Below are 19,457 nucleotides of genomic sequence, written 5' to 3' on the forward strand. Positions count from 1 at the left end.
AAGGCTCCCGAAATGGGGGCCTTTTTGTTGCCTGCAATTTATGAAACACCGAAGGACCAATGTGGGAGCAGGCTCGCTCGCGAATGCGGTGAATCAGGCCGCGCGCTCGTCCCCAGGATTACGCTCAAAGTAGCGCTTATATTCGCGACTGAACTGCGACGTACTCTGATACCCCACCCGATGCGCCACCTGCGCCACGCCCAACCCTTCCCCCAGCAACAATTGCTGCGCCTTGAGTAACCGCAAGCGCTTCAAATACTGCACCGGCGACAACAACGTGCTGCGCTTGAAATGCTCATGAAAGGTCGACGCACTCATGTTCGCGCAACCGGCCAGCGTCTCCACATTCAGCGGCTCGGTGAAGTGCCCGTGCAAATGGTTGAGCGACGCCGCAATCCGCGCGAACTGCCCTTGCTGCTCCACCAACGCCCGCAACACATCGGCCTGGGGTCCGCGCAAGGCCACGAATAATAATTCACGCACCCGCGCCTGGCCCATGATCTGGCATTCCAGCGGATCGTGCAGGCAGCGTAACAGCCGCTCCACGCAACTGCGCATCCCGTCATCGAGCACCGTCGAGGTCATGGATTCCAGCGTCTGCGCCGCAATACTGCGCCCCGACACCAGCCCCATGGCCAACACCAATTCACCGAGCAATATCCGGTCGATGGCGATGGAAATCCCCAGCATCGGCCCCTCCGGCGCGGCAAAGGTTTCGCACTCGAACGGGACCGGCAACGCCTGGATCAGATAATGCCCGGCGCCATATTCCAGGGTTCGCGGCCCCAGATACGCCAATTTGCTGCCCTGGACGATGATCACCAGGCTCGGCTCATAGATCTGTGGGCCACGGGCCACATCGCGACTGGCGCGCAACACCTGCACACCCGGCAACGCCGTGGGAGCGAAGCCGTCGCGGGTGGTCAGCGGCTGGAGCAGTGACACCAACGTGGCATTGGCATCGAGATGACGGGTCAACAACATGGGGAAACTTCACGGAAATCGGGATGAAAGCATCATCGCAGGTCTGACGGCCAATGCGACCAATCCACGGCACATGCCGGAGGATTAGGCATGACACCCGGAGGAATCGCCATGGCCGACACCCGCTTCGGTGCCCAAAATGGCCCACCTCACCTGTCACTGCTTTTGCGAGGTTCCTCATGTACACCGCTATCGGATACGCCGCCCAGTCGGCCACCACTCCCCTCGCCCCCGTGAAATTCGAACGTCGCAGCCCTCGGGCCGACGACGTGGCGATCGATATTCTCTACTGCGGCGTCTGCCATTCCGACATCCACCAAGCCCGCAACGAGTGGGGCATTGCCGTTTACCCGCTGATGCCCGGCCACGAGATCGTAGGCAAAGTGACCGCCGTCGGTGCAAACGTGACCAAGCACAAAATCGGTGATCTGGTCGGCGTCGGCTGCATGGTCGACTCCTGCCGCAGCTGCGAAGCCTGCCAGTCCAACCTCGAGCAATATTGCCTCGAAGGTCCGACCATGACTTACGCCACCCCAGACCGGGTCGATGGCAGCAACACCATGGGCGGTTACTCCGACAGCATCGTGGTCAGCGAGCACTTCGTGGTGCGCATCCCGGAAAAACTCGACCTGGCCAGCGCCGCGCCGATCCTCTGCGCCGGCATCACCACTTACTCGCCGCTCAAGCATTACGGCGTGAAGGCTGGCGACAAGGTCGGGATCCTCGGCATGGGCGGCCTCGGCCACATGGGCATCAAGTTTGCCAAGGCCATGGGCGCGGAAGTGACGTTGTTCACCCGCTCCGCGAACAAGGCTGAAGAAGCGCGGCGTCAAGGCGCGGACCACGTGATTGTGTCCACCGATGCCGAACAGATGAAGGCCGCCGCGGGCCATTTCGACTTCCTGCTGGACACCATTCCGGTGCAGCACGACCTCAACCCCTACCTCGATACCCTGCGTTTCGACGGCGTGCATATTCTGGTGGGCTTGATCGAACCGGTTGATCCACCGGTCCACGCCGGCAAACTGGTGATGAGCCGCCGCGTACTGGCCGGTTCGCTGATCGGTGGCGTTGCCGAAACCCAGGAAGTGCTGGATTTCTGTGCCGAGCACAACATCACCTGCGACATCGAAATGCTCAACATCCATCAGATCAACGAAGCCTTCACCCGCATGATTGCCGGTGATGTGAAGTACCGCTTCGTGATCGACATGGCGACGCTGAAGGTCTAAGCCTTCGCGCCGAGTTCGGCGGAGAGCCGAGCCGTGACCCCTTTGATCAGGGGAATCAGCTCGGCCATTTTTTCCAGCGGCATGTACGGCACAGTGCTGGCGATGCTGATACCGGCGACGATGCGCTTGCTGGCATCACGAATCGGTGCCGCTACACAACGGATCGACGGTTCGTTGTCTTCCAGATCGAACGCGTAGCCCCCCGCCACATACTCGACCATGCGCTGCTGAAATTGCTCCCAGGACTGCTCCGGGTGCAGCGGCCAGAACTGATTCTTCCCACCTGCCGGCAGGCTGACTTCGTACAGCCGCTTCCAGTCTTCCTGCGTGTCATCGAGCATCAGCGCCTTGCCGATCCCGGTACGCGCCAGCGGCATGCGATGGCCGACCCGCGAACGCATTTCCGGGCCATTGCGCCCCGGATTCTTGTGCAGGTACAGCACCTCGTCGCCTTCACGAATCGCCAGGTGAATGGTGTCGCCGGTCAATGCCGACAACTCGTCCAGATACGGCCCGGCCAGGGTCACCAGTGGCAATTCTTCCCGAGCCTGGAAACCCAGTTCGATCAGCTTCGGCCCCAGCAAATAACCGACTTGCGGCACGACCCGCAGATAACGCTCATCCACCAGGCAACTGGCCAGACGATGGGTGGTGCTGCGCGTAGTGCCGATCAGCCGGGCGATTTCCTTGAGATCACGGGCTCCACTGGCCACGGCCTGAACCACACCCAAACCACGAAGCAGAGTCTGGGTGCCGGTTGGCGCGGCATCCTTGGCGATTTTTGGGGCGTCTTCCTGCATATCCAGCCTTTACCGTTGAGCGGGGGAACGGGCGGCATTATGGTCGCCCGACGGCTGCGACTACAACTCGATACGCTCGACCTTGCCCACCAGCAGCACGTAGGAAAGCGCACCGATCAAAGCGAGAACCGCGATGTAGGTGATCGCCGGCGCAAATGAATCACCGGTGGCGAGGAAACCGATGACGATTGGCGTGGTAATCGCCGACAGGTTGCCGATGAAATTGAATACCCCACCGGTCAGCCCGAGCAACCTTGCTGGAGCCAGGGTCGAGACCAGCGACCAGGTGATCGAAGCGAGCCCGTTACCGAAGAATGCCAATGCGAGGAAGGCAATCACCAGCGGCGTCGACTCGACGAAATTGGCGCCGATGATCGAGGTGGAAATCAGCAGGCCGCCAATGATTGGCAGTTTGCGGGCAAACCCGACGGTGTAACCGCGACGGATCAAAAAGTCCGAGAAGAATCCCGAACATAGCACGCCGACAAACGCCGCGAGAAACGGCAACGACGCCAGCAAGCCGGACTTGATGAAGTCCATACCGCGATATTTCACCAGGTAGGTCGGGAACCACGTCAGGAAAAACCACAACGTCGAGTTGAGGCAGAACTGGCCGAGGTAAATGCCCCAGAGCTTGCGTTTGCTCAAGACGATTCCGAGGTCGGTCCAGCTGAATTTCGCCTTGGCCTTGGCGGTGTCAGCCTGGATATCCACCAACCCGCCGCCCTCGCGGATCAAGTCGATTTCCGCCTCGTTGGCGCCTTTGAAATCCCGCGGCTCGCGATACACCGCGTACCAGATCACCGCCCAAATGATGCCGACGACACCGGTGCTGACGAACACCATGTGCCAGCCGTATTGGTGTTGCAGCCAGGCCAGCACCGGCGTCAGGAACGCCAACCCGACAAACTGACCGGAGGTGTAGAAACCGATGGCCGTGGCGCGTTCGCGCTCAGGGAACCAAGTGGTGACCACGCGGCTGTTGATCGGATACGCCGGCGCTTCCAGCGCACCGACCGCCATGCGCAAGACGAACAGCGCGATGAAGCTGGCGGCGAAACCGAGCATCACCGTGGCAATCGACCACAACAGCAATGCGACGCTGTAGAGAATGCGCGGCGGTACGCGATCCACCAGCCAGCCGCCGGGGATCTGCATGGCGGCGTAGGTCCAGCCGAAGGCCGAGAAAATCAGCCCGACATGGATCGGGTCGATCCCCAGTTCGCTGGTCAGCGCCGGGGCGGCAATCGACAGGTTGCTGCGGTCGAGGTAGTTGATCACCACGGTGATAAACAACAGCACCATGATGAAAAAACGCTTACGGCTGGGCGTCACCAACGACGCCTGCCCGGTGAGGGTTTGCGGTTGCATGAGGGATGCCTCTTCTTATGTTTATTGAGGTCAATGGGCGCAACGTAACCTTGCGTTGATCGTTCCCACGCTCTGCGTGGGAATGCAGCCAGGGACGCTCCGCGCCCCAAGAGCGGACGCAGAGCGTCCGGTGAGGCATTCCCACGCAGAGCGTGGGAACGATCACCTCACCGCGCAGGAATCACCATTCGGCAAAACTGCCATCGGCATGGCGCCAGATCGGGTTGCGCCAGCGATGCCCGACGGCTGCGCGTTCGATCACATATTCCTCGTTGATTTCGATCCCCAGCCCCGGGCCATTCGGGATCTTCACGAAACCTTTGTCGTAGTCGAACACCCGCGGATCCTTGACGTAATCCAGCAGGTCGTTGCTCTCGTTGTAGTGGATGCCCAGGCTCTGTTCCTGGATGAACGCGTTGTAGCAAACCGCGTCCAGTTGCAGGCACGCCGCCAGCGCAATCGGGCCCAGCGGGCAATGCAGCGCCAGCGCCACATCGTAGGCTTCGGCCATGTTGGCGATCTTGCGGGTTTCGGTGATGCCACCGGCGTGGGAGGCATCGGGCTGGATGATGTCGACGTAACCTTCGCTCAGCACGCGTTTGAAATCCCACCGCGAGAACAACCGCTCACCGAGGGCAATCGGGGTGCTGGTCAGCGGCGCCAGTTCCTTCAGCGCTTCGTAGTTTTCGCTGAGCACCGGTTCTTCGATAAACATCAGTTTGTACGGGTCGAGTTCCTTCATCAGCACCTTGGCCATGGGCTTGTGCACCCGGCCATGGAAGTCAACGCCAATGCCGACGTTCGGGCCGACCGCGTCACGCACGGCGGCGACGTTGGCCAGGGCCATGTCGACTTTCTCGAAGGAATCGAGGAATTGCAGCTCTTCGGTGCCGTTCATTTTCACCGCAGTGAAGCCACGCTCGACCGCTTCTTTGGCCGCGCGAGCGGTGTCCGCTGGACGGTCGCCGCCGATCCACGAATACACGCGAATCTTGTCCCGTACCTGACCACCGAGCAAATCGCTGACCGACACCCCGAGGGCCTTGCCCTTGATGTCCCACAACGCCTGGTCGATACCGGCCAGTGCGCTCATGTGGATCGCACCGCCACGGTAGAAGCCGCCGCGATAGAGCACGGTCCAGATGTCTTCGATGTTGCGTGGGTCTTTGCCGATCAGGTAATCGGACAATTCTTCAACGGCAGCGGCGACGGTGTGTGCGCGGCCTTCGACCACGGGTTCGCCCCAACCGGTCACGCCCTCGTCGGTTTCGATCTTGAGGAAGCACCAGCGCGGCGGGACGATGAAGGTGGTGAGTTTGGTGATTTTCATCTTTTTGTCTCTCTTGTTAGATGTAGCGCGCTCGGCGCCAAAAAGTCTTAACGCAGCGCGTTCCATGCAGCGACATAGGCCTTGGCATTGGCCGCCACTTGCTCGGGGGTCATGCCCGGTTTGAACAACCCGGACCCCAGGCCAAATCCTTTGACCCCGGCGTCGATAAACACCTGCATGTTGTCCGGCGTAATGCCACCGACCGGCGCCAGGATGGTTCCGGCCGGCAACACGGCGAGCCAGGCTTTCACCACGGCTGGGCCCATCTGTTCGGCGGGAAACATCTTCAGCACATCCGCGCCTTCGGCCAGTGCAGCAAAGGCTTCGGACGGTGTCGCCACGCCCGGCGACAGAAACAACCCCGCCGCCTTCGCCGCGCGCAATACCTTGGGATCGCTGTGAGGCATGACGATCACCTGGCCGCCCGCCGCTTTCACCTGTTCGACCTGTTCCGGCGTCAACACCGTGCCCGCGCCGATCAGGCAATCGGCAGGCAAGGTACTGCGCAGGATGCGGATACTTTCGTACGGCTCGGGGGAATTGAGCGGCACCTCGATGACGCGAAATCCGGCGCTGTACAGCACTTCGCCGATGGCCGCAGCCTCTGTAGGACGCAGGCCGCGCAGGATCGCGATCAGGCCGTTTTGCGCCAGGGCTTGCTTGAGCATGTCAGACCTCCAGTCAGGTTTAACGGGATGGATTGGGTTTGATCAGGCCGGCGGCGAGCGCCAGTTGCCACAACCCGCGCTCGGTGGCTTGTTCGGCCACGGTCACCTTGGCAAAGCCGCAGGCTTCGAGGGCCCGGCCGTAGCGAGCGCAGAGTTGGGCGTTGCCGATAAGGATGATCGAGGGCAGATGCACGCTGTTGCGGCGGCGCCGCTGAACGTTGGCCAAGGCCGACAGTTCATGGCCAATCAACAGGCCAGACAAATAGTCCGGTTGCGCGGTGGCACTGAGTTCGCCGGTCAGCCCAAGGCTGCGAGCGCTGAACAGTGTCGACAACGGCCCGATCTCGCCGTCCGCCGACAACGCCACTTGCACGCCACGGTCAAACGCCTGGCTATCGAATGACGCGCCCTGCTGTTGGGTGCGTCCGAGAATGCTGTGTTCACTGAGCACGGCGAAGACTTCGCCGGTCATGAAAGTGTCGAAATGAACGATGCAGCCATCGGCCACTTCCACCCATTTCGAATGACTGCCCGGCAAGCCGATCAACAGATCGCCGCTCGCCCCGTCCGGCAGATTCTGCAACACGCCCAGCACCTGGGTTTCCTCGCCGCGCATCACGTTCGGTAGACGCGAACGCTGAATCACACCCGGCACGATGTGTACATCGACACCGCGAAGACTGCGTACGGTTTGTAGGGAGGTTCCGAGATTGGCGACGTTTGCCGGCGTGTCGCAGTAGGCCGCTTCGCGCCAGCCCTGGGCACTGCCGACCATGCCGCAGGCAATCACCGGTAAATCAGGTTGCGCGTCGAGCCAGTCACCGCAAGCGTCATCGAAGGCCAGTTCAAAACCGTCGGTGCATTCCTGGCCGTTGATGATTCGCGGCGTGCGCGGCAGCTGCATGATGCCGGACGACAGCGAACGCTGTTCCAGCACCTGGCCACCCGCGGCGAGTTTGTAAGCACGTAATGAGGTTGTCCCCCAATCGAGCGCGATCAATTGCGCCAGCATCGCTTCACCTGTTTTGTTTTTGGCAGTGAGTGAGCTGGACTATAGACCTTCTAGATGGAAAATCTCAATATGTAATTAATACTCCCACATATTGGGATTAGTCGATTTGTGGCGTCCACCGTTCTCTGGCCCCAATATCCGCCCCGACTTCAACCTTCAGCGTCTCCCGCGTCAGCGAGCCCACCAGATGGGTATCACCGTTCTCAGCCGAGATACCGGGTTCGCGCCGACCATCACCTCGAATCAGCGTGTAAGCCGTCAACGGTTTGGGGGTCTGATCCGACCATTTCACCAGGCGCATTTTTTTGTTGCTGGGCGCAAATGAAGCCAACAGGCCGGCGTAAGGCACATCGCGGCATAAACCGACGTCGTCGATCTGGTCGTAGGCTGGCGATAACTCGTCACGCCAGCGAACGATGCAAACCGGCTCGAATTGCAACCACGCCAACGGCCAATCTGCGGGTTTGAGTGAAACGCGTCGAGGCGCAATTCGAGGGTTTTTCACCTCGGCAATAATCCGCGATGTCGGCACGTACATCACTTTTGAATAGTAAGCGACGAAAGGGAACGCAGTAATGACGACCTTGCAGGGCATGTACTCCTGGGGTTCCAGGAGCCGAACTAATTCTGCTGATTCGATGTAATTCCAACCCGAGTGATCTTCATTGTTCTCGAATAGCATACTGGCCGATAGTTCATAGCGTCGGTCGCCCTCGATCAGCCGCATTCCGTCTATGCGGCCATAACCTTCCAGTGCAATGCGGTGTTCCACGGAAAAGTCGAGGTCACCATTGAGTGAACAATGCAGGCTGGTGCCTATTTGTCCGCCCCGCCCGTGTACCTCATATAAATTAATCAGGTCCCTGTCCGACGTGAACCGCAGGTTATAGGACGAATAGCCAGTATGATTGAACGAGACAAACTCGAGTCGAGCCGGCGGTACATCGAGATGCAGGCACCCCGAACACAATGCACACAACATCATTAAGGTAAAAAATCGCAGCTTTAGCGCGACGGGTAGCAGCCTTGCCATACTTACTCCGTTGAATTTCTGATGATTTACCAGCGTTTACGCTTTACCACGGCCAAGAAGTCGGCGGCGGGAATTGACATCACGCCCGAGTAATAGGGGCCGTACGAATCTCCCAAGATCAACACCCTGCAGGGTATGGATTCACGCGAACGCAAAAGAGCCAGCAGTTCATTTGTGGGTATCGATGTGTTCAAGGAACCGTCTTTTGTCTGCCTGACAAACACGCTCGCCGAGTAAGTACGTAAAGCGTTCGGTTGCGCCCGATCCACTTCCGCTATTTCATCCCGTGCATATTTCTGCGGCTCATTCCATGTGAAAAAATTTGTTCCGCCATCCAGTGAACAGACCAGTGACTCACCGTTCTGCGCTTCTCCGGTTTGCTGTTTGAAAAAATGCAAAACATCCGCAGTCGACGTAAAGCGAATGTCGTACAGACCTCCACCCTGAACATTATCTATAGAAAGATAAGCGACCTCGACCGGGAGAATAATGGGCCGCTGCGCACAGGAAGCACACAAAACCGCCGTGCCTGTCACATGCAGCCTTTTCATCTGAAGTTGCCAGCGACTCAAGCCCATGGGCAGCAGTTCTCGACCGTCGGCAGTGACCGGCCAGGTAAAAACCGCAGCATCTATTCGCCCGCTCTATTTAACTGAGAAACGATGTCAGCCACCGACATATAGAGCGAACCGGTGTAATAGGCCTTATAGCCGGTCGCCGTAGAAATCACCTTGCACGGAATAGAAGACTTCCCGGCCAACAGATTCATCAGCGTATCTTTGTCCAAATACTCAGATGACCGGCGCTTATCGGCCACCTTTTTAAAAGCGACATTGGCGATATATCCAAACCCCTTACTTCCTTTGAACAGTGGATCTGATTCAATCAAGCCTGTGGCTGCATAAGTGATCGTATGCGTCACCGAAAAATCGGTATCTTGTGCCAGCGCACACATGAAGACCTGATCAAAACGATTCGCCCGTTTTTCTCGCCAGAACAGCTCAAGTAACTCTATATCCGAATGGAAGCGAACCTCAAAGTAGACGCTATCCTTCCTGATCTGAATCGAATCAAATGCCAGGTGAGCAGGCCTGATGCCATGTGTACGGGCACAGGATGCACACAAAACCAGTGCCACCGTCATTACCAACAACCCAACGATCGGGCGCAGAGGAAATAAGCAGGAGCCTGATTGCATTGCAGGTGTCGTCCGTGAGCGCGCAAAGGGCGCACAGAGTGCCGGACTAGAGCGATGTCGACAACTGATTCAGAAGCAGATTGCCATCAGCCCTCAACGACCTTCGGCAAACTCCCGCAACACCGCCCCATCCATCCGATAACGCACCCACTCTTCCTGTGGCTGCGCGCCGAGGGATTTGTAGAACTCGATGGCCGGTTTGTTCCAGTCCAGCACGCTCCATTCGAAACGCCCGCAATCATTGGCGCAGGCAATTTTTGCCAGGTGGCGCAGCAAGGTTTTGCCGGCGCCGCCGCCGCGTTGTTCGGGGGTGATGTAGAGGTCTTCGAGGTACAGGCAGTTGCTGCCCAGCCAGGTCGAATAGCTGAAGAAGAACACCGCGAAGCCGATCGCCAAGCCGTCACGCAGGCAGATCAGGCCGTGGGCGGTGGCGCCTTCACTGAACAGGCTGCGCTCGATATCGGCAACGCTGGCGATGACTTCATGACGGGCACGTTCGTAGTCGGCCAGCTCAGTGATGAACGCGAGGATTTGCGGTGCATCGCTGGGGGTCGCCGGGCGGATCTCGATCGTCATGGACGTGCCTTGTCAGAAGTTGAAAACGCCATACTAAGGCGGCAATCGGCGCTCGTCACATGGGAAAGCAAAAAGTACCCTGTAACTCACCTCGCACCTGTAGCAGCTGGCGAAGGCTGCGTTCGGCTGCGCAGCAGTCGTGAATCCAGGCGGCGCGGTGTATCCGACGGACCGCGTGCTCAGGTTTGGCGTCTGCTTCGCAGCCGGACGCAGCCTTCGCCAGCTGCTACAAATCCGTGTCGCTACAAGAACTCTGCATAAAAGGATGTTTATGACTGCCACCGCCTTCACCCCCCTGCATACCCTCGCCGAAACGCTCCTGCCCCACGCGCTTGAACCCTCGGAAGACGGCGCCCACGACCTGTCGCACTTGCAGCGCGTCTGGCACAACGTGCGTACGCTTCACGCGCAAGAAGGCGGTGATCTGGACGTGCTGCTGGCGGCGGTGCTATTGCATGACTGCGTGGCGGTGGAGAAGAACTCACCGCTGCGCGCTCAGGCTTCAAGGCTGGCAGCGGAGAAAGCGGCGACGCTGCTGACAACACTGGATTGGTCCGGCGCAAAAATCACCGCCGTCGCCCACGCCATCGAGGCCCACAGTTTTTCCGCCAACATCACCCCGACCACTCTCGAAGCGAAAATCCTGCAAGACGCCGACCGGCTCGACTCCCTCGGCATGCTCGGCGTGGCGCGAACCTTCTACATCGCCGGGCGCATGGGCAGTGCGTTGTACGACCCGCTGGACCCGGAAGCCAAGGCCCGGGACTACGACGACAAGCGCTTTTGCCTCGACCATTTCCAGACCAAGCTGCTGCACCTGGCGGATGGTTTCCAGACCGCCTCGGGTCAACACCTGGCGCAGATTCGCCATCAGCGGCTCAAAGGTTTCATGGAGTTGTTCAAGGAAGAAATCGGCGTCTGCTGAACCCCTTACTCCGGCCTGCACTAACCCTGAAATCGGCAACCTCGGACCTAACATCGGCGCTTTGCATGGTAGATAGATCAATCGCACGTCTATCGGCTCAAGGAACCGCTGCATGTCTACCGCCCCGCCCCAGGTCTCAAGCAAGTTGTTCGGCCTGTTTTGCCTCGCCAGTTACCTGCTGTCGCTGTCCTATGGCTCGACGTTTTTGCTCTCGCTGTTGATCGGCTCCAGAGGCGGTAATGAGCATGACGCCGGCAGCGTGATTTCGGCGGCGATGCTCAGTACTTTTGCGGCGGTGATCGTTTCCGGGCATCTGTCTGACCTGCTCGGCGCGGCCCGTTCGATTGCGCTGTTTGGCATCCTGTTGGTAGCGGCAAGCCTGGGCTTCGCGCTGACGCCAGGCTTTGGCAACCTGCTGCTGTTTTTCGGGCTGCTGCTGGGGCTGGGCTGGGGGGTGTTCTACACCTTGGGGCCGATCATTGTGGCGAGTCTGGTGACGCCGGCCCAACGGGCCAAATACTTTGCGTTGCTGTCGGGCAGCATGATGACCGGCATTGGCAGCGGTCCGTTGCTGGGGCGCGCCGCCAGTGCGCTGGGTTATCCGGTGACAGCGGCGTTTTACCTGGCGGCGCTGGCCAGCCTTGTCGGCGTGTTGCTGTTTTGGCGGCTGGATTCGCAGCTCAAAAAAGCGCCTGCGAACGCGGCCACCGTCTCACGAATCTCCTGGGGCGCAGCGGTGCAAGTGCTGTCTTCCAAAGCGCTGTTCCCGATCATCATGGTGGGCCTCGGCGGCTGTGTGTTCGGCGGGCTGTCGAGTTTCCAGACCAGTTACGCAACGTCGCGCTCACTGGATTACTCGCTGTTCTTTTTCGGCTTCATGGGCGCGGCGATCAGCAGCCGAATGCTGATCGCCAGCTTCGTGGTCAAACGCGATCCGTTCCGTGCATCCTGCCTGTTGTCGGGGCTGATGATGGGCTCGATCCTGATGTTCGGCTTTGTGGTCGACAGCAGCTTCACGTACCTGTTGGCGGCGGTGATGCTCGGGGTCGGCTACGGCTTGACTTACTCGGTGATCAACGGCCTGGCCGCCAACGAAGCGCCGGCCGGCACTACTGCGCAAGCCTTGCTGCTGTTTAGCCTGTCTTATTTTATCGGCGTGTTCGGCTTTCCATTTCTGGCTGGCAAAATCATTGTTGAGCAAGGGATGGCGACACTGTTGCTTACAGTTTTACTGATCGCGGTGCTGAACTGGCTGATCACCGTGGGCCGGCTGGTCTGGCACCGAGTGGCCGGCAAAAACCTGCAACAAGCCTGAACCGTTCGTCGTTCATCAGGCACCAATCCAAATCGAGGGCGGACCAATATCAGGTAAGGACTCTAATAATCTGGAGACGACACCATGATCATGTCCCGGCTGACCGCTCTCGCTCTCGCTGCCCTGCTGTCCTCTACGGCCTTCGCCGCCACCTCGACCTCTGGCACCGGCCCGACCGACCCGGTCGAAAAACCCAAAGCCCCCGCCATCCAGAGTGCCCCTGGCATGAACACCAATGGTTCAGGGGTCGACAGCAGTCTGCCGCCGTCCACGGGCACCGATCCGCGCCTCAAGGGCAACGACACCGGCCGTCAGGGCGGGACAAGCATGCCGGACACCCAGACACCCGATAACGCCGGCCCCGGCACGGGCTCGAAAACCACCACCGGTGGTTCGGGCTCCGAAGGTACCGGCCAATAGTTCGCCGACGCGAGCGACGCAACACCCTATCCACAGCCATGAAAGAGGTAACCATGAACGTCGATAAAAACCTGGAAAAAGAAGTCTTGACCCGTCTGCTGCACGCCCATCCAAATGGTTTGGGCAAGGAGGTCCTGGACAATTACCGGGGGGAGAAAGTCGTGGCCAGTACCCTCGCCACGTTGCAGGATCGCGGGCTGATCCATCACGGTCATGTGACCTGTAACGAGGCGGGTGAGCATTCGCTGAACCTGCCGATCAAACTCAGCGCGGCGGGGGTTGAAGCGGCGCGTAAGTTGGACGTTTAACAACAGCAAGATCAAAAGATCGCAGGCTTCGCCAGCTCTTACGGGTGTACGCCATGCATCGCAGGAATTGCCGCAGGCTGTGATCTTTTAAACATTCGTGAAGCCAGGAGAAATCCCATGCCTCGTGGAAGCAAAGACAAGTACACCGCCGAGCAAAAGCGCAAGGCCGAGCACATCGAAGAAGGTTACGAACACAAAGGTGTGTCCAAGGACGAAGCCGAAGCCCGAGCCTGGGCCACGGTGAACAAACAGTCGGGAGGTGGCGAACGGGCCGGTGGCTCCGGGCGCAAGAAACCGGCGAGCACCAAGTCCGAGGATCGCAAGGAATCATCTCGCCGAGCGGTCGCCAGCCGTGAAGGTCATTCGCGCAACAGCAAGGCTTCGCGCGATACCCAGACCGTCGACAGTTTGATGAAAGAAGCCCGGGCGAAGAAAACTCCGGGGCGGTCGGGGATGCGCAAGCAGGCGTTGATTGAGGCGTTGCGCAAAGCCGGTTGACGCTCGGGATCTGTGTTGAATTTGATCGCCCCTTCGCGGACAAGCCTCGCTCCTACGGGGGATTGCGTGATCCCTTGTAGCAGCGAGGCTTGCCCGTGAAGACGTCAGATGTTTTAAGCGTGAGCGCTCAACACATCGGATGATTAAACCGGTTAATGACGTTCGAGTAATTGCGGTTGTAGCGGTTAGCCGAATTGACGATGTTGGAACTGCGCATGTGTGCCGGCATTTTTGCCATCAAACCGGTTTCTTCGCGTTTGAACACGCCGTCCTTGATGTCTTTGATCATCGAGCGGGACTGGCCGATAAACTCGTTGATTTCCAGCATGCCGCCACTGCAGCTCTTGCCGGTCTTGGCGGATTGCTCGGAGATTGTCTTGTTCCAACCGGCGGCAGCATCCGCCACTTGCGCCAGGGACTTCTCGAAAGCGTCCAGTGCTGCTGCGTCATTAGGCGCAGCAAACAACACGTTCGCGTCGGCATTGTTGACTTTGCCGTAGTAAATCAGCCCGGCGCGATAGTAAGCCGCAGTGTCCTTGGGCGCCTTGTCGAACGCGTCCTTGGTCAACGCCTGATCACGATCACTCAGCCCTTTGTAGAACGCCTCTTCTTTCTGCGCGACCAGTGTCAGTGCCGCCAGGTAATCCGTGCTCAATTGACGAGCCTTGGCGCCATTGTCGGCCAGGTAACCTTTGGAGTCGGCGTAGTTGTTCAACTCGTGGCTCAACGGCGACAACGCCTTGAGCGCTGCGGAGAAGTCCTTGGCGGCGGCATCGATTTCGACAATCCGGGTGTCGATGGCAGCGGCGGAGTCCAGTTTCGTCGCCGAGCGATCAACCAGAATGTCGTTCTCGATGCGCATCGAGGTTGGCGCTTCTTTGCCCTTTAACAGCGGCATCTGTTGATTCAGGTAGTTTTCCCGGGCTTCCTGGAAAGATGTCGTCAGGCTGTTGGCCACATCGACATACAGGTTGTACTTCTCGATTTGTTGCTGTTCAGCGGCGCTTTGGCTGGTCTTCGCGCTGACAGTCGCGTCAGGCTTATCGCCACAACCGGTTAACAAAGCAGAAGTCGCGACCAGTGTCGCGGCAATCATCATCCGGTAATTCATTTTTTCTCATCCATAAAAAAACGCGGCGGGCCATGCATGGCTTGCCGGGGGGGATTCGAGGGGAGGTTTTGCAAACGGGGGACTCTCTCCATGAGTGTACGAAACTGGCCTGACGAGTTGTCAGACGCCCCTTCCTGGGGGGCGCATTGTGCGAATTTTCAGACGTGATAGCAAATGCCTACCGCCATCGCTGTAGGAGCGAGGCTTGCCCGCGAAGGCGTCCGATCAGTCGCCGAACGTCTCGCGGATCAACGCATCGACTTCAGCAATACCCGGCGAAGTCGCCGGCCCCCACCGGGTCACGGCCAAAGCCGCCGCCGCGTTCGCCCGCCGCGCCGCCTCGACCGCCGGCAATCCTTGCGCCAACCCGGCCACAAACACCCCGGCATGGGCATCCCCGGCGCCGTTACTGTCCACCGCCTCGACCTTGTACCCGGGCACGTGCTGACAATCACCGCGCTGGCGAATCCAGCACCCTTGCGGGCCATCTCGCACCACCATCAACACTTCGGCCGGCAGATGATCGACCAACCGATCCAACGCCTCATCAATGTCCGAGCCCCCGGTAAACCGCAGCGCCTCGACGCTGTTGCTGGTCCACACATCGATTCGTGGCAGCAGCGCATTCATCAGCGGCTCATCCGGCGACTCCACCAACGGGCCCGGATCGAAAATCACGTTGATGCCTTTCGGCAATCCCAACACCCAATCCACCAGCGCCTGCGCTTTGCCAACGTGCAGCAAGCTATAACCGCTGACATAGACATAGTCCCCCGCCTCGGCCGGCACGCTCGCCAGGTCCTCGGTGGACACCTCGCCTTCGGCGCCGATATAGGAAATAAAACTGCGTTCGGCCGAGGCGTCGGTCACAGCGACGCACAACCCGGTATCGCGCTCGGCCTTGTGGGCGATGCCGATCTGAATGCCTTCGACCTTCATCGCCTCTCGCGCCAGGTCGCCGAAACGCCCGGTGCCATGCCGACCGAGGTAAACCACCGGCAAACCATTACGCTGGGCCGCGGCCATCACGTTGAACCCGCCGCCAGCTTCAAAACTGGCGGATTGCGCCAACACGTCGCCGCCAGCCTGGGGCAGTTTATCCACGGCCATGACCAGGTCGATGATGACCTGGCCGGTGTGCAACAACTTAGGCATGAGCGTTCTCAACCAGTGCAGCGCGACGATCCTTGGCCCCGCCGAGTACGAAATAAATGCCGCCCGCTACCAGAAAGGTCACGATCCAGCCGAGGCCGTTATGGCCCAGCCACGAGTCGGACAGGAAGCCGCGGAACCAGATGTTTTCGGCCGTGGTGCCGATGGTGGTGAAGCTGAAGCCCAGCACGATCGCAATCGCCCACGCACCGAAGGCACGCCACTCGATGCCGCCGCGATACCAATAGGCGCTGCTCGGGCTGACGTCCAGCAGGTCTTTGGGGCTGTAGTAATGACGGTGAATCAGATCAACGACGAAGATCCCGACCCACGCGGTGATCGGCACCGCCAGCAGGGAAATGAAGGTGATGAACGGGCCGTAGAAGCTATCGGCGATCAGCATGAAGTAGATCGAACCGGCGAAGATCGCGACGATATCGACCACCACCGCGTAGACGCGAGGGACCTTCAGGCCGAGGGTCAGCGTGGTCAAACCGGCGGAGTACACCGACAGGTTATTCGACAGCAGCAAGCCGCCGAATGCGGTGATCAGGTACGGCACGGCCATCCAGGTCGGCAGCATGTCGCGGATCGCGATGATCGGGTCAGTGGCTTGGGCCAAGTCATTGTTGCCCACCGACAGCAAGCCGCCGAGGGTGATCAGCAGCACCAGCGGAATCCCCGCACCGAATGCGGCGGAGGCCACCAGGCGCACGGCTTTGACGCTTTTGTGCTGATAGCGCGACATGTCGGCGCCAGCGTTGGCCCAACCGATCCCGGTGCCGGCAGCCATGGTGCCGACGCCGATGATCATTGCGCTCAGCGGTGCCGGCGTGGCGTTGAACACCGCGCTCCAGTCGATGGTGGCGCAGAGGAAACCGCCGACAAGAATGTTCAGCGCGCCGAACACGTAGGTCGCCCACTTCTGGATCACCAGCAACGTAGCGTGGCCGAGGCCGGATACCGACAGGGTCAGCAGGACGAAAATCGCAATGAAGATCAATGTCAGCACTGGCGCGCTTTTCGCTTCCACCGGCGAGCCGAACAGGATCGAGCACAACGACAGCAACACGAAGGCGGCGGTGGTGGTGTTGACCGTCTCCCAACCCAGGCGCGACATCAGCGAAACCACGGTCGGGCCGATGTTGCCGCGAACGCCGAAGATCGCTCGGGACAGGGTCAGGCTCGGTGCGCGGCCACGACGGCCGGCGATGGAGATGATCCCGACCACCGCGAACGAGCCGGCAGCGCCGAGGATCGCGACGATGATCGCCTGCCAGATCGCCAAGCCGCGAAACGCCACCAGCGTGGCGCCCAGCGGCAAGCCGAGGATGGAGATGTTGGCGGCGAACCAGACCCAGAACAGTTGCAGCGGATGACCGTTGCACTCGCTTTCCGGGACCGGTTCGATGCCACGGGTTTCCAGTTGCCCGGCGCTTGGCCCGGCGTTCGATGAACTCATGATGGATGCTCCTGTTGCCATTGTTTTGGTTGTGGGCAGACGGATTTCTAAGTGACCTGCGCAACCCCGCGTAGGCGCTGCCGAAGGCTGCGATCTTTTGATCTTGATTTACAGCTGCCTCAAGACTGCCAGGATCAAAAGATCGCAGCCTTCGGCAGCGCCTACAGGTTTATTGCGTACACCTCAGCGCAGGGCGAGGAGTCCTTTCACAAGGGGTTCCAGCTCCAGGCCATTCACGGTTTTGACCTTCTCGATCATCGCCGCCGGCCAGCTCTCCAGCCCCAGGCAAGCGCCGAGCATCGCGCCGAGAATCGCCGCAATGGTGTCGGTGTCGCCGCCCAGGCTCGCCGCCATGCACACGGCTTCGAAGGCGTTCATCTCCCCGATGGCCACTTGCTGGGCCAGGGCAAATGACACCACCACCGATTCCTGCGAGGCCACGGAAGTACCGATGACGTCGTAGAGCAAGTCCGCCAGCAAGGCCTTGTCGCTATCGATGCTGATGGTCCGCGCCCAACTGATCCGCGAGGCGATGCGCCCGCCGGCGACCCAGTGACCATGGCCTTCAGCTTGCTGAGCGATCTGCATGCCCAGGTTCAAGGCCTCGCCGAGGTCCATGCCATTGATCCCGGCCGACACCACCGCCGCCACCGCCGCCGCGCTGGAAATCCCCAGCGTGGTGTTGTGGGTGACTTGGCAGGCCTGCACCACAGCCTTGATGAAGCGCTCTGGATCAGCGACATCCGCCGCGATCCCGACCGGGGTGATGCGCATCGCCGCGCCATTGGTGGTGCCGTAGCGCCCCGCCTCTTCCGGCGAATGGCCGGCGAGGATCATCTCGATGGCGCGCTTGGTCGAAGGGCCGAGCAAATCCTGCGAGCCCTTGGCCTGCATCTCGGCTTCCCATTCGATCAGCCGTTGCGCGAGCACTGACGGCTCGATCCGGCCTTCGCCTTCGATCAGCAATTGGCCGACCAGGATCGCCTGTTCGGTGTCGTCGGTGATCGAGCCCTTGGGCATGTTGGCGGCGATCGGTTGATCGGGGCCGGCGTCTTCCAGATCGGTGATTTCGCCGAAGTGCGCCTTGATCTGGGCACGGCTCAGGGATTGGGTCGGCATGCCCAGGGCATCGCCCAACGCCAAGCCATAGAACGCGCCCAAGGCATGATTGAGCGCGGTCACTTTGACTCTCCAAATTGCAGGTGCAGACGAAAATGCACAGGGTCGAGCAAGCTTTCGACCTGTTCCATGAACCGGCCCTGACGGTCGTACGTGGTGCGCAGGGCCTTGAGGAATACCGTGCCGGTTGGGCGACCGAGCAATTCGGCGTCTTCGGCGTTCAGTGGCTCGGCGCCAATCCATTGATCGCCGCGTTCGCCGATGTAACCGTAGGCGGCCAGGGTGATAGTCAGTGAGTTATCGATCAGGCCCACTCGCGGCAGGCTTTCCAGGGTGCCAGTGGCGGGAATCAATGAGCGTTCAAGGGATACCAGCGTGCCGTCGTTGGCACGGCGGCGACGGTCGAGGGTGATGAACTGGTCGGTGCCGAACCGCGACACCAAGTCAGGACGACTGACCGCTTCCAGGCGCAGCACTTCGGTGTTGATCAGCGCCCCGCTGTCCGCCAGGGCCTGGGCCCAGCCGCTGTGCTGATCGAGCACCACACCGTCGAAGGTGACGATGGAGCCGACGCCGCTTTGCGTAGCGATGTAGTTGCGCCTCTTCAGTTCGGCCAGGGCTTCACGCAGCGTGCCGCGGCTGACCTTGAATTCTTGAGCCAACTGATGCTCGCCCGGCAACAGAAAGCCGTCCTCCATGAGGCCGCTTTCGATGCGCCGGATGAGTTCGTCGACCACCCGTTGTTTCTTGTCAAATCGAACCTGTCTAATCATGTACAAATTGATAACCGAAACAGGGTCGGGCGAGCAAGGCATTTTTTAAGGGAGGTGACCGGTGGACTGATCGTTCCCACGCTCTGCGTGGGAATGCAGCCCGGGACGCTCTGCGTCCCACAAGCGGACGCAGAGCGTCCATTGAGGCATTCCCACGCGGAGCGTGGGAA

General features: G+C 60.0%; 21 protein-coding genes. 6 read left to right on the plus strand and 15 right to left on the minus strand.

Features of this window, described 5'->3' with window-relative positions; genetic code table 11:
• Positions 1–93 precede the first annotated feature (93 nt).
• Entirely contained in the window at positions 94–984 is an 891-nt protein-coding gene (locus ACA071_RS22855; RefSeq protein WP_497641241.1) for an AraC family transcriptional regulator, read from the minus strand.
• A 179-nt stretch (positions 985–1,163) separates the two neighbouring features.
• On the opposite strand from ACA071_RS22855, the gene ACA071_RS22860 reads away from it, so the two are divergent.
• A complete protein-coding gene (locus ACA071_RS22860) occupies positions 1,164–2,216 on the plus strand; it encodes an NAD(P)-dependent alcohol dehydrogenase (RefSeq protein ID WP_497641242.1) in 1,053 nt (350 codons plus the stop codon).
• Here the strand turns inward: ACA071_RS22860 and ACA071_RS22865 are convergent.
• The 9 genes from ACA071_RS22865 to ACA071_RS22905 all read right to left on the minus strand — a co-directional run bounded on the left by ACA071_RS22865 (position 2,213) and on the right by ACA071_RS22905 (position 10,204).
• A complete protein-coding gene (locus tag ACA071_RS22865) occupies positions 2,213–3,016 on the minus strand; it encodes an IclR family transcriptional regulator (RefSeq protein ID WP_497641243.1) in 804 nt (267 codons plus the stop codon). The genes ACA071_RS22860 and ACA071_RS22865 overlap by 4 nt on opposite strands.
• A 60-nt stretch (positions 3,017–3,076) precedes the next feature.
• Positions 3,077–4,387 (minus strand): MFS transporter, encoded by a 1,311-nt coding sequence (locus ACA071_RS22870; RefSeq protein ID WP_497641244.1) that lies wholly within the window; start codon positions 4,385–4,387, stop codon positions 3,077–3,079.
• Positions 4,388–4,568: 181 nt separating this feature from the next.
• Positions 4,569–5,717, minus strand: a complete 1,149-nt coding sequence (gene dgoD / locus ACA071_RS22875; protein ID WP_497641245.1) for a galactonate dehydratase — start codon at positions 5,715–5,717, stop codon at positions 4,569–4,571.
• A gap of 47 nt (positions 5,718–5,764) precedes the next feature.
• Positions 5,765–6,385: a 2-dehydro-3-deoxy-6-phosphogalactonate aldolase gene (locus tag ACA071_RS22880; protein ID WP_497641246.1), complete on the minus strand. Its 621-nt coding sequence runs from the start codon at positions 6,383–6,385 to the stop codon at positions 5,765–5,767.
• 19 nt (positions 6,386–6,404) lie between these two features.
• Positions 6,405–7,397: a 2-dehydro-3-deoxygalactonokinase gene (locus tag ACA071_RS22885; protein ID WP_497641247.1), complete on the minus strand. Its 993-nt coding sequence runs from the start codon at positions 7,395–7,397 to the stop codon at positions 6,405–6,407.
• A gap of 97 nt (positions 7,398–7,494) precedes the next feature.
• Entirely contained in the window at positions 7,495–8,430 is a 936-nt protein-coding gene (locus ACA071_RS22890) for a hypothetical protein (RefSeq protein ID WP_497641248.1), read from the minus strand.
• A 26-nt stretch (positions 8,431–8,456) separates the two neighbouring features.
• Positions 8,457–9,008, minus strand: coding sequence for a hypothetical protein (locus ACA071_RS22895; protein WP_497641249.1), 552 nt, complete (start codon positions 9,006–9,008; stop codon positions 8,457–8,459).
• Between the two features lie 53 nt (positions 9,009–9,061).
• The gene (locus ACA071_RS22900) at positions 9,062–9,574 is read right to left on the minus strand and encodes a hypothetical protein (protein ID WP_497641250.1); all 513 of its coding nucleotides are present in this window, start codon (positions 9,572–9,574) and stop codon (positions 9,062–9,064) included.
• 147 nt (positions 9,575–9,721) lie between these two features.
• Entirely contained in the window at positions 9,722–10,204 is a 483-nt protein-coding gene (locus ACA071_RS22905; protein ID WP_133838361.1) for a GNAT family N-acetyltransferase, read from the minus strand.
• 271 nt (positions 10,205–10,475) lie between these two features.
• Between ACA071_RS22905 and ACA071_RS22910 the strand changes: the two genes are divergently transcribed.
• From ACA071_RS22910 to ACA071_RS22930, 5 genes are all read left to right on the plus strand, one after another.
• On the plus strand, positions 10,476–11,129 hold the full coding sequence (locus ACA071_RS22910) for an HD domain-containing protein (RefSeq protein WP_497641251.1): 654 nt from the start codon (positions 10,476–10,478) through the stop codon (positions 11,127–11,129).
• 112 nt (positions 11,130–11,241) lie between these two features.
• Complete coding sequence (locus ACA071_RS22915; protein WP_497641252.1) at positions 11,242–12,444, plus strand: MFS transporter; 1,203 nt, start codon at positions 11,242–11,244, stop codon at positions 12,442–12,444.
• Positions 12,445–12,528: 84 nt separating this feature from the next.
• Positions 12,529–12,864, plus strand: coding sequence for a hypothetical protein (locus tag ACA071_RS22920; RefSeq protein ID WP_497641253.1), 336 nt, complete (start codon positions 12,529–12,531; stop codon positions 12,862–12,864).
• A gap of 53 nt (positions 12,865–12,917) precedes the next feature.
• Positions 12,918–13,172: a hypothetical protein gene (locus ACA071_RS22925; RefSeq protein WP_497641254.1), complete on the plus strand. Its 255-nt coding sequence runs from the start codon at positions 12,918–12,920 to the stop codon at positions 13,170–13,172.
• Between the two features lie 117 nt (positions 13,173–13,289).
• On the plus strand, positions 13,290–13,670 hold the full coding sequence (locus ACA071_RS22930) for a termination factor Rho (protein ID WP_497641255.1): 381 nt from the start codon (positions 13,290–13,292) through the stop codon (positions 13,668–13,670).
• Positions 13,671–13,797: 127 nt separating this feature from the next.
• On the opposite strand, the gene ACA071_RS22935 is transcribed toward ACA071_RS22930, so the two are convergent.
• From ACA071_RS22935 to ACA071_RS22955, 5 genes are all read right to left on the minus strand, one after another.
• The gene (locus ACA071_RS22935; RefSeq protein ID WP_497641256.1) at positions 13,798–14,781 is read right to left on the minus strand and encodes a DUF3829 domain-containing protein; all 984 of its coding nucleotides are present in this window, start codon (positions 14,779–14,781) and stop codon (positions 13,798–13,800) included.
• A 225-nt stretch (positions 14,782–15,006) separates the two neighbouring features.
• Positions 15,007–15,936, minus strand: coding sequence for a PfkB family carbohydrate kinase (locus tag ACA071_RS22940; RefSeq protein ID WP_497641257.1), 930 nt, complete (start codon positions 15,934–15,936; stop codon positions 15,007–15,009).
• A complete protein-coding gene (locus tag ACA071_RS22945) occupies positions 15,929–17,395 on the minus strand; it encodes a purine-cytosine permease family protein (protein ID WP_497641258.1) in 1,467 nt (488 codons plus the stop codon). The genes ACA071_RS22940 and ACA071_RS22945 overlap by 8 nt, the downstream gene beginning before the upstream one ends.
• Positions 17,396–17,578: 183 nt before the next feature.
• Positions 17,579–18,577 carry an ADP-ribosylglycohydrolase family protein gene (locus ACA071_RS22950; protein WP_497641259.1) on the minus strand — a complete coding sequence of 333 codons (999 nt, stop codon included), beginning with the start codon at positions 18,575–18,577 and terminating at the stop codon, positions 17,579–17,581.
• Entirely contained in the window at positions 18,574–19,287 is a 714-nt protein-coding gene (locus tag ACA071_RS22955) for a GntR family transcriptional regulator (protein WP_497641260.1), read from the minus strand. The genes ACA071_RS22950 and ACA071_RS22955 overlap by 4 nt, the downstream gene beginning before the upstream one ends.
• Between the last annotated feature and the right edge of the window lie 170 nt (positions 19,288–19,457).

The sequence above is a fragment of the Pseudomonas sp. LBUM1646 genome (genome assembly GCF_059716165.1).